General features: G+C 46.2%; 13 protein-coding genes. 10 read left to right on the top strand and 3 right to left on the bottom strand.

What is annotated here, in order from left to right; translation table 11 throughout:
- The 3 genes from Q0135_RS11175 to Q0135_RS11165 form a co-directional block, all read left to right on the top strand.
- Positions 1–1278 (top strand): phage tail sheath subtilisin-like domain-containing protein (locus Q0135_RS11175; protein ID WP_297990492.1); only part of this gene is annotated, 1278 nt, incomplete at its 5' end.
- Between the two features lie 33 nt (positions 1279–1311).
- Positions 1312–1821 carry a phage major tail tube protein gene (locus tag Q0135_RS11170; protein WP_297895267.1) on the top strand — a complete coding sequence of 170 codons (510 nt, stop codon included), beginning with the start codon at positions 1312–1314 and terminating at the stop codon, positions 1819–1821.
- Between the two features lie 3 nt (positions 1822–1824).
- Positions 1825–2049, top strand: a complete 225-nt coding sequence (locus Q0135_RS11165; RefSeq protein WP_297960853.1) for a phage tail assembly protein — start codon at positions 1825–1827, stop codon at positions 2047–2049.
- Between the two features lie 110 nt (positions 2050–2159).
- On the opposite strand, the gene Q0135_RS11160 is transcribed toward Q0135_RS11165, so the two are convergent.
- Positions 2160–2372, bottom strand: a complete 213-nt coding sequence (locus tag Q0135_RS11160) for a hypothetical protein (protein WP_297960856.1) — start codon at positions 2370–2372, stop codon at positions 2160–2162.
- Between the two features lie 52 nt (positions 2373–2424).
- Between Q0135_RS11160 and Q0135_RS11155 the strand changes: the two genes are divergently transcribed.
- Genes Q0135_RS11155 through Q0135_RS11125 form a run of 7 tightly spaced genes read left to right on the top strand, consistent with a single transcriptional unit; the run spans position 2425 to position 8062 of the window.
- Complete coding sequence (locus Q0135_RS11155) at positions 2425–4551, top strand: phage tail tape measure protein (protein WP_297990491.1); 2127 nt, start codon at positions 2425–2427, stop codon at positions 4549–4551.
- Positions 4552–4553: 2 nt separating this feature from the next.
- Positions 4554–4937: a phage tail protein gene (locus Q0135_RS11150; protein ID WP_297990489.1), complete on the top strand. Its 384-nt coding sequence runs from the start codon at positions 4554–4556 to the stop codon at positions 4935–4937.
- Between the two features lie 12 nt (positions 4938–4949).
- Positions 4950–5147, top strand: coding sequence for a tail protein X (locus Q0135_RS11145; RefSeq protein WP_367272156.1), 198 nt, complete (start codon positions 4950–4952; stop codon positions 5145–5147).
- On the top strand, positions 5141–6124 hold the full coding sequence (locus Q0135_RS11140; protein ID WP_297990485.1) for a phage late control D family protein: 984 nt from the start codon (positions 5141–5143) through the stop codon (positions 6122–6124). The genes Q0135_RS11145 and Q0135_RS11140 overlap by 7 nt, the downstream gene beginning before the upstream one ends.
- A 10-nt stretch (positions 6125–6134) precedes the next feature.
- Positions 6135–6599 (top strand): DUF5675 family protein, encoded by a 465-nt coding sequence (locus tag Q0135_RS11135; protein ID WP_297960873.1) that lies wholly within the window; start codon positions 6135–6137, stop codon positions 6597–6599.
- A 55-nt stretch (positions 6600–6654) separates the two neighbouring features.
- Entirely contained in the window at positions 6655–7716 is a 1062-nt protein-coding gene (locus Q0135_RS11130) for a GNAT family N-acetyltransferase (protein ID WP_297990483.1), read from the top strand.
- Positions 7694–8062: an ASCH domain-containing protein gene (locus tag Q0135_RS11125; protein ID WP_297990494.1), complete on the top strand. Its 369-nt coding sequence runs from the start codon at positions 7694–7696 to the stop codon at positions 8060–8062. Before Q0135_RS11130 ends, Q0135_RS11125 begins: the two co-directional genes overlap by 23 nt.
- Before the next feature lie 270 nt (positions 8063–8332).
- On the opposite strand, the gene Q0135_RS11120 is transcribed toward Q0135_RS11125, so the two are convergent.
- Both Q0135_RS11120 and Q0135_RS11115 read right to left on the bottom strand, forming a co-directional pair.
- Positions 8333–8785: a hypothetical protein gene (locus tag Q0135_RS11120; protein ID WP_297990481.1), complete on the bottom strand. Its 453-nt coding sequence runs from the start codon at positions 8783–8785 to the stop codon at positions 8333–8335.
- A gap of 182 nt (positions 8786–8967) precedes the next feature.
- The gene (locus Q0135_RS11115) at positions 8968–10491 is read right to left on the bottom strand and encodes a dual specificity protein phosphatase family protein (protein ID WP_297990480.1); all 1524 of its coding nucleotides are present in this window, start codon (positions 10489–10491) and stop codon (positions 8968–8970) included.
- Between the last annotated feature and the right edge of the window lie 84 nt (positions 10492–10575).

Raw genomic sequence — 10575 nt, 5'->3', positions numbered from 1 at the left:
CTTCCCGCCCCAAGCCCCACCCATCCCCCTACGACGCTCAAGGTGCGAGTCTGCGGCTCGCGAGTTTATTTTATGCGCTTCGCGCGAGTTAAAATTTTAGTTAAAGGAGAAAAGATGGCTGCAAAATTTGGAGTAAACATAACCGTTTCGACAGAAGCGGCGCGACCGATAAGCGTAGAGAGTACTACGCCGATCGGGATCGCAGGATATGAAGAGGTGCTACAAAACGGCCTACATTTCTATATGACGACAGACAAGGCGATCACCGCACTCGAGGAAATTTACGAGGCAAAAAAGAAGGCGAGCGAGCAATTTAAAAAAGGCTCGATCTATCGAGCATTGAAAGCCATCAGCGATCAAAGCGTGCAAACGCAAATTATCTTATCGGTTTTTACCCGTACCGATAATAATGACGATAGCGACGATATCACGGCTTGCAAGGCCGCAATCGAGGCCTTTAAAAATGCAAAGTCCGCTACCGGCTATCGCCCGAATTTACTCATCGCGCCGGAGTTTTCGGGAGAGGACGCGATAAAATCCGCGCTTGAGACAATGGCGACGCGCCTTAAAGCCACCGGTATCGTCGATCTCAAAGCTTCAAGCGCAAGCGAAGCTATCACAAAGATGGGAAGCTTCGGCACCTCTCGCCTGCTCGCTGCCTATCCTTATGTCAAGACCTGGGACGATGAAACAAACGATTATGCAATGACGCCTCAATCGGCTCGTATTGCCGGAATGATCGCCTATGTGGACGGCCTTAGCGAATTCGGCTATTCTGACAGCTACTCTAATCGGGTCATGGGTGGCATCAGCGGCACGGCAATAGACGTAGACTTTGAGATGGGAGAGACCTGCACGGCAGATGAGCTTAGGGCGGCTCATATCAGTACGGTCATTCGCGAACAAGGCTTCAGGGCTTGGGGCGGAGAGACGAGCGATGCCGACGCTATCTGGCAGGATCTCGCTAGGGTGAGGATATTTGACCGCATCAGCCAGGCTTGCCAAAAAGGAGTATTTTTCGCGATAGATCGCAAAGCCGATCAACTCTATCACGCAAAAAGAAGCGTAGATGAGCTACTGCGGGCTCTCGTAGGAGCTAGAGTACTGCTAGGATATGAACTTAGCTGGAGCGCGAAAAATACCCTTGCAAACATTACGGCAGGGAAATTTTACCTTGACGTCAGAATGCAGAACAATCCGATAGTTAAGCAATTGACATTAGATTTTATCTATGTCGATTCTTATGGCAAAGTATTAATGGATTCGCTCAGTAGGTAGAGAGACGGAGAATTTTAAAACAAGGAGAAAAGCATGAAAAGAATTATCCCTCAAGCGGTGCAAGAATGCAACGTATTCATCAACGGTCAGGGCTACCTGGGCGTTACAAAAACGCTCAAACTTCCTACTATGGAGTTTGAGACGATAGAGGCCAAAGGTGCGCTTAGCGCAAATTATAGCAGCGGCATTCTTGCCGCGACCGAAGTAAGCTTTACGATCCGCATTGCAGATAGAAACACTTGGCTTGCTATGGGTCTGAATGCCTTTAGCTCGCGCGTGCCGTTTCTTTTCACCGCCTCGATCTATCAAGCATCAGGCGAGCCGAAGCCGTTTAGCGCGGCATTTACCGGCGATATCACGAAGATTGAATTCGCAGACTTTGAAAGCGGCGCCGAGATGGAAGTTACGATCACGCTTCAAGCGCACTTTGTCGATATCAATATAGACAAGACGCCGATGGTACTCAAAGATGCCGAAAATATGATCCTAATGATCGGCGGGGTGGATTATATGGCGAAAGTAAGATCAAATTTAGGAGAGTAAAAAATGAGAAATATCAAAGTGAATTTACCGATTTGCGGCGAAGAGATAGAGGTTTTTGCGCCGAGCGTCAAGGCGTTTAAGGCGGTTTCAAATGAAAAAAGCGAGATCGAGCAAAGCATTAAGCTATGCGCTACTTGCGCGAATAAAACGCCTTCGTGGATCGAGGAACTGGATATCGCAGATTTTAATGCCTTGCAACGGGCGGTGCAAAGTTTTTTGGACGTTTAGCAGCGCCTGACAATGAAAACATCGCGCTGCTAGGCTACGTGTTGCATTTTGGCCATCGCGAAATTTTGGATATGGATATGATTGATTTTAGTGAATTTGTCAGTATTTCGCTAAAGATCTTGCGAGCGCAAAGCGGCACGATGAAAAGCGTTTAATACCTTTTTAAACGCGCGATGGATAGGTCTTAAAAACACTATTACTCCGCCTGCGACGATAAACATAGTAATGAGCGGATTAGGCTCAAGACCTAAAACGAGGTTCATAAGCAGCACGGCTGCGGTAATGATACCGGTATAAAATGTTATTAGATCGCTTTCTTTCATAAGAAGCGATTGTATCATAAATTTTAAAATTTGCAGCAGGAAAGGAGGTAAAATGGATAATCAAACGACGCTCGGCATAAGTATAGGGCTGGTTTTGAAAGGACTTTCTAGCGTAAAATCTGCCGATAACGCAATAAAAGGGCTTGCGCGTAGTGCAAAAAACGCCGGCGTAAGCGTAAAAAGCATAAGCGAAAATTTGCGCGGACTAAAGGGCGTAAGCAAGGATATAGCTCGCTACAAACAAACAATTTCGGACGAAATAGGAAATCTTGCAGGCACTCTTGCAAAAACTGCAAGCCTTGCCGTGCCGATAAAATTTGCCATTGACGATGAAGCGGCCTTTGCCGACGTGAAAAAATATGTAGACGGCACCGACGAGGAGATGGCAAAACTCAAGGGCGAACTCAGAAATCTGAGCGCAAGCTTCGGCAAAAGCTTCAGCGACGTCGCCTCTATCGCCGCGGAGGGTGGCAAAGCAAATTTAAGCGGCGAGGAGCTTATAAAATACGTCAGACTTACCACCACCGCGATGAGCGCCTTTGCTATGAGCGCAAACGATGTCGGTAAAGCAACGAATAATATGTTCGTAGGCTTTGGCATCAAAAACACGCAAGGTATCGAGGAGCTTTTCGATACCATCAATCTACTCGATAATAAGGTAAAAAACGCTAATGCCGATCAAATTTTAGAGTCTACTTCTCTACTTGCCGCTACGGCAAGGATGATAGATTTAGACGGCAAGACTACGGCTGCATTTGCCTCTACTCTGCTTAGTACGGGCAAAGCTACGAGCGTAGTAGGCACTTCGCTGAACGATTTTTTTACGACATTAGCAAGCGCGGAAAAACAACCGAAGAAATTCCACGAAGCCCTAAAACAGATCGGGCTGGATGCCCAAACACTCAAAGAAAATTTGAACAAAGATTCTACCGCTGCGATGGTGGATTTCTTAGAGAGGATCAAGGCTGCGCCTAAAGATGCGCAAGCTGGAATTCTCTATGACCTCGTAGGCGGCAACTATAATGACGAGATAGCATCTCTAGTGCAGAACATAGACGAACTTAAAGCAAATATCGCTCTGGCGCGCAGCTCAGAAGCCAAAGGCTCTATGGAAAAAGAGTTGCAGGTTAAGCTCAATACTACCGCCTCGGCATTAGATAGATTGCATCAAAGCTGGATTAATTTAGCCTCACAAATCGGCGAAACTTTTTTACCCGTCGTAGATAGCGCAGCGAAATTATTTGCGGCTTTCGGAAACGCACTGCGAAAATTTAACGAAAAATTCCCTACGCTCGCCAAACTTCTGACTGGTGCGGTAGGCGGCTTCATAGCTCTTGGAGTAGCGATCAGCGGCGTTAAAATAGGCTTTGCAGGCCTTATGCTTGCTTTTGCGCCGTTTAGAACGGCTTATCATATCATTGCCCTGGTCGTTAAAGGGATGTGGGCGCTTACTGCCGCCACTCTTCGCACAAACATCGCACTTATAACGCAAAGAGCCGCTATGATCGCTCATGCTATCGCATCCAAAGCCGCAGCAGCAGCTATGGCCATATTGAGAGGCGCAAGCATCGCCGCGGCTGCGGGCTTTCGCATAATGAAGCTAGCTCTGATCACTACCGGCATCGGCGCCATAGTCGTGGGACTTGCTACGGCGGCGGTATGGCTGTATGAGAATTGGGATCGAGTAAAAGCCTTTTTTCAAAATTTTTGGCAAAAAATCAAGCCTGAATGGGAAAGCTTTAAGAGCTGGCTAGATAGCTGGATAGAGGCATTCAGTAGCGTATTTGATGAGACTGTAGCATGGTGGAAGGATCTATTTGCGGACTTTTTCGGCTGGATAGGCGAAAAAATAGATTGGGTACTTAGCAGCGTAAAAAGCGTAGGGGAATTTTTTGGCTTTGGAGATAATAGTGCGCCGGTTATGACGCCCGCATATGCTAATGCCGATCGAAATTTTACGCCTGCACCGAATCACCCTATGGGCGAAGCGCTCAGTACTCTTAGCTCAAGCCGCGCTGGGAGCGGCAATACAAATATAACCTTTAGCGGGGATTTTAAGATCGACGCACACGGCGGCAGTATCGATACCGAAGCTTTTAAGCGGCAAATTTCAAAGGATATACAAGAGGCTATCAGACGAAATGAGCGAAACGCCAGAAATACGGACGTGAGAGGTTAAAAATGGTCTTAAATTTGGGCGGCTTTAAATTTGAGTGGAAACAGACGAGCGAAATATCAGTAGAAACGGAATTCGGCATAAACTCTACCGAGCGGATAAATAATCACTCCGCGCTGCTGAATGCAAATCTGGGTACGCAGAGCATTACCCTTAGCGGACAAACTCTGCCATTCGCCTGCGACGGACAAAGTGCGCTTAAGCCGCTTTATGCATTGGCCGAGTTGCGACAGAGCCTGCCGCTCGTTACGGGGCTTGGGAAATATCTAGGCAGATTTGCGATAGAGAAGATCAGCGAAAACAGATCCGTATTCGCTCCAAACGGAGCATTTTTCACGCAGACATTTAGCCTTACGCTTAGAAGGGATTACGATGCGGACGAAATTTAATCAAACAGAGGCATAAATATGATTTATAAAGCAAAAGACGGCGAGCGATTGGATCAGATCGTATATAGACATTATGGGCATTTGCGATTTTTCGAAGCAGTGCTGGAGCTTAACCCGAAGCTAGAAATTGTTTTAAAAGCAGGCGATAGCGTAACCCTGCCGGAATTGAGCGAAGAAAAAATACCGCAAAAGCAGGCCGCGCTATGGTAAGAAAACCCATATTTCGCCTTTTAGCAAATGAAAAAGATATCACGCAAACCATAAGGCAAAATTTGATTAGCTTAGGATTTGATGATAAAGAAGGTTTTAAAAGCGATGAAATAAGCTTTAAAGTGCGCGGTCTCTTTGCAAAGCCGACATTCGGCGATAAGCTCGAGCTGTGGCTGGGCTGGGCGGGCGAAGGAGCGGAAGGCTCCGATCTGATGTGGCTCTGCGGCAAATTTGCCGTGCAGACCTGCGAGCGAGACTTCAAAGAGCAGAACACCGAGGTGCGCGCTACGGCCGTAGATTTTGCCGGCGAGATCAAAACCAGAAAGCGCCGTAGCTGGGAAAATACCACGCTTTTTGCCATTGCCGGCAAGATCGCGGACGAAAACACCCTGAAGCTTAAAACGAGCGGAGAGGATATGGCGATCAGATCGCGCCTGCAAGATGGGTTGAGCGATTTGGAGTTTTTGTATTCGCTTAGTAAAGAACTAGGCTATCTAGCCGCCACCAAAAACGACACGCTGATCCTAGCGCCGAAAAGCGGATATGATGAAGCAGATGAAGCAGAGACAGAGAGCGGGCTACCGCAAATAGAATTAAATTTGATAGATCTCGCTTCTTTGAATATCACAGAGGCTAATCGTAACGCTTACGGCTCGGTTACGTGTGAATGGCAAGATGTGGAGAGCGGCAAGCGTAAGCAGATCAAGGTAGGCAAAGACAAACAGACCTATAAGATGCAAATCCCAGAGCCAAAAAGCGATGCCGAGGCCTATAAGCTGGCGCAAAGCAAACTAAATGAGCTCAAAAAGGGCGGTATAAACGGGCGGTGCTCGTGTATGGGCGCCAATATCGTCGCGGGCGCACAAATTAAATTTAAAGGCGCTGCAGGGCTTGAGGATCTTAGATTTAGCGTGAAATCGGTTTCGCATACGCTAGAGCCCACAAACTATAGCATAGAGATAGAATTTGAAGGGTAAAGGAGCAAAAATGGTCTTAGAAATTATCAGGTTTAAAGAAGTGGACGATATGACGCTGGGGCGCTTCATATTGCGAGACGGCGAAAGAGAGGTGCTAAAGGGATATACCTGCGAGCCTGCGGGCCCCGATACCACGCAGAGCGGCATGGATAGACGCATACCGCAAGGAAGGTATCAAATAGCCTGGCACGATAGCCCGAAATTTAGAGTTCGCCTACCGCTACTTTGGAATGAGCTAGTGCCAAAAACTCGCTGCATATTGATCCATGCGGGCAACACCGGGCGCAATACCGAGGGTTGCGTGCTACTGGGCAACTCTTTGGGTGCGCACGGAGTGAAAGACTCTCGTGCGGCCTTGAGCGCACTGCTTGCCGCCGTAAAAGGGCAAGAATTTGCAGTGCAAATATCTAATTTCAGCTTTGACTTTCGCATACCGTCAATAAATATTTATGATTTATATCTTCAGAAATTTTAGAGAACGGAGTCGGATATTTTTTGATATAATTGTATAAAAATATCGGGAGTCTAAAATGTCGAATATTGAAGAAAAATATATAAAGGATATTGACATATCAAATCCTTTTTTTGATTCATTAAGGAGCGATTACGATGGATTTGACGCATGGATTGAGAGAAAGGCTTTATCTGGTGAAAAGGCTTATGTTCTATTTGACGATAATCGGATAGTGGCTTTTTTATACTTAAAGGTAGAAAATCCAGTAGATAACACAAATATAGATCCTAAGCTTGATACTGGCCATCCATGGCTAAAAATAGGAACTATGAAGATAGAAGCTCATGGAACTAAACTGGGCGAACGTCTCATAAAGAGAGTCTTCGATTTTGCGGTATCAAAAAATATTTACGATGTTTATGTTACCTCTTTTGCAAAACAAACCCCGTTAATAGCCTTATTAAAAAGGTACGGTTTTGTTGAATATGGCAAAAAAAATGAAGAAATTGTTCTGATTAAAAATATACCGACACGCAGGCAAGATATAAGAGGCGATATATTGCTAGACTATCCAGCAGTCATAACAACAAATGCAAATAAATATATTTTAGGTATTTGGCCAGAATATCATACTCGTATGTTTTCTGACTCTATACTTAAAACAGAAAATTATGATATATTAAGAGATATGTCCGAGTCAAATAGTATACACAAGGTATATATTACGAAAATCTATGGTGCTGAACAATTAAGAAGGGGCGATTGCCTCATCATATATAGAACCAAGGATGATAGTGCGTCAAACGCAAATTATTCGTCGGTGGCAACCTCATTATGCGTTGTAGAGGAATATCGTGATTTATCTAGTTTCGGCAATGTAAACGAATTTGTAGAGTATTGTAAACCGCATAATATATTTACAAATTCGGAGCTAGAACGGTTCTTTGAAAAAAAGACTTATCCAAAAGTAATAAAAATGACCTATAATGTCTCCTTTAAAAAACGCGTTATTTTAGGTGTTATTAGGGAGATTTTGGGGGGAGAACCATCATATTGGGGCTTTGTTCGATTGACGGATAGTGGTTTTTTAAATATATTAAGAGAGGGGTCGGTTGATGACCGCATTATTATCGATTAAACCCGAATTCGCAGAAGCTATCTTCAACGGAACAAAAAGATTTGAATTCAGAAAAGTAAATTTCAAAAAGAGAGTCAATAAGATCAAAGTTTATGCCACGAAACCAATAGGAAAGATTATTGGAGAATTTATAATCGATGATATTTTAGAGGATACTCCGGAAAAATTATGGGATAAAACGCAAACGTATGCAGGCATAGATAAAAATAGGTACTTAAGGTATTTTACCGGCAGAGATGTAGGGTTTGCTATTAAAATCAAATCGACAAAAAGATACCAAAGGCCTATCTGTCCTTACTCGGAGTATCCGAATTTCGTTGCACCGCAATCGTTTATGTATATTTAGAAAACGAAGAAATTAAACCCTCAATCTATGCGATCTATACCATATTAATGATGTTTTTAAAAGCTATTTAAAGGTGTATATTGCATTTAGAATGATAGTGTTTTCGATCCCGCTCTCATTTTAGCGGCAACAAATTTTCTCATTTTTCACTTAAGGGTAAAAAATGAGAAATTTTTTTACGAAAAAAGTGAGAAGTGTTAAATTTTGCGCACCAAACCGATGAGGCCGTCTAAATCGGCATTCCGTAACCGTCTAAGCGGGCAAGCAAATTTAGCTCAGATAGTAACACGCAAAAGCCACAACGGCGACGATAAAAGTAAGCGCAGCCGTTAGTTTATATAGCCGCAAAGCTCCCGCGCAGCGACTTTTCATATCGCGGATTTTAGGCGGTTTGCTAGTTAAATTTAGTTCTAAAAGCGCCGCGTCAAATTTGCCGCATTCTAGCCTCCCCTCCGCAAAATCTCTAAAAATCAGCGTATCAAAATACAGCCTAATGTGCAGATAAAATAACCCCGCAAAAGCCGCTAAAAAGCCCGCAATTACGGCAAAATTTGCAAAAATGCGAAGGCAGACGGCCAGCTGAAGTAAATTTAACAAGAAAAACAGCCTATGCGTCGCTAAAAATCTAGCCGCAACCAGCGCCAAGGCTCTATCGTCCGTCCTTTGGCGGCATTCCTGCTCCCTGCCTTGCGCCGCTTTTTCGTTTTGCTCCGCATTCGTCATTTTCCCTCCTCATTTTGGGCGTTTGCCTTTGGTTAAATTTCCCGTTCGTTTTCGCCGAGAATTTTGCAATGCCGCTTGTTTCTAGCCTGCATATTTTTTAAATTTGATCCCTTAAACTGGACTTGATCAAATTTAGCATGCGCCTATTTCGCGCTTAAATTTGCCGCTTCTTTACTTCGCTTTCAAATTTCGCGGGTGCCGTCTGCTAGCTGCATTATCCGCTCGCGAAGTGAGCTAGAGACGGCGATCTTTTCGCGGCGCGATTTTAGCAAATTTAGCGCGTCGTCAAATCCTAGTCCCACGTAAATCACAAGCCAAGCGAGCAGCACCGACGCGCTCCTGCCGTAGCCCAGCGCGCAACACACTAGCACCCTTTTGCTGTTTTGCTCGGCGGCTCGTTCGTTTGAGCCCGCGGGAGTTTGTCTCGCCTCGGTGATCTCTAGCTTGTTCGCCGCGCCGGGCGTTTGTAAATTTACCCGCGAGCCCGCTTGCTCGTCAAATTTCAAATCTCGCCCGTGTGCGCAGCCGTTTGCTTCGGCGATAAAATTTGACCCTATTTCCACCGCCCTTTGCGGTAAATTTTCGCCTCCGCCAAGAGTCGTTTTTACTAGCCGCTCAAGCTCGTCCGCGCCGTGCCTCAGCTCGTCCGCGCTCGGCGTTATCATATCTAGCATAGATAGGCTCGCGTAAATTCGTGCGCCGCCTGGCCGCTCAAACTCAGCCGCGAGATCTAACACCGCGTCAAATTTGCCCGCCTGCTTAACCGAGCCAAGATAGAGCCTGGGCAAAATCTCGTCTGAAAGCCGGCGTCCGCGCAGCCAAAAAATCGCATTTAACCGCGCTACGCAAAGATAGGGAAAAAGTAAAGCTTTAGCAGCGGTGGCGTGACGGCCTTGCTCGTTTTTAGCAAAAACTCCCGCGCCCAAAAACGCATAACCGCAGGCAACCAGCGCGAAGCTAAGGCTCGCCCACGACAGCCACAGCATCCACGCGCCCCAAATTTTAGCTCCCGCAATCGCCGCAAAAAGCGTCACAAACGAAAGCCCTAGATACAGAGCCGCCCATTTGTAGCGCACTGCGTCCGTAGCCATGGCAAATCTAAGCGGCTCGCCATCCATCGGACGAATGAGTAGGACGAAGCAGCCCGCGGCCAGCCCCGTCGGAATATCGATAAAATGGTGCTGATACGTGGTCAGCACGCTAAGGCCGATGAGCGCAAACCACGCGACAAGCGCCACCTTAAGCCAAACCGAGCGCGCCTTGCGAAGGTAAAATGCGCCCACCACGACGCAAAGTATGATGTGTAGCGAGGGAGCTTGATTAAACGGGAGGTCAAAGGCGGCGAGGCTTGAGAATAAAAAGCCGCTAAAGCCCGAAACTGCGGGCTTCTCCCACGACATTTGCAAAGGAAAAGCGATAAAAAACAGCGTCGCGATCATCTGAGCGACTAGCAGCTGCGTAACGTAGCGCGCGAGCTCCCCGGCGTCACGGCAGAGGAAAAATCCAAGCGCGTAGAGCAAATTTAGCGACCAATACGGCACGATACTCCACGCCCAAAACGGCACCGCGCGCTCCCACGCGAAATAAATCTCCGGCACATTTGCGCGAGCGCTCGCGAGGGCGTTTGTAGCGCCGTAGCTAGCGTAAAATGTCGCCGCAACGACGACTAACGCGGCCAGCTGCGATAAAAACAATTTCGTTTTCATTTTTGCCTTTTTTGCTAATTCTATCAAATTTTATCGGATTTGCGTTTTTACGGATTTATCGGTCCGAGATCGTTTGCTTGACGC

Origin of the sequence: uncultured Campylobacter sp., from assembly GCF_937981295.1 — a bacterium.
Classification (GTDB): Bacteria; Campylobacterota; Campylobacteria; order Campylobacterales; family Campylobacteraceae; genus Campylobacter_B.
Note: the sequence above shows the minus strand (reverse complement) of the source record. Positions and strands in the feature narration are given on the sequence as shown.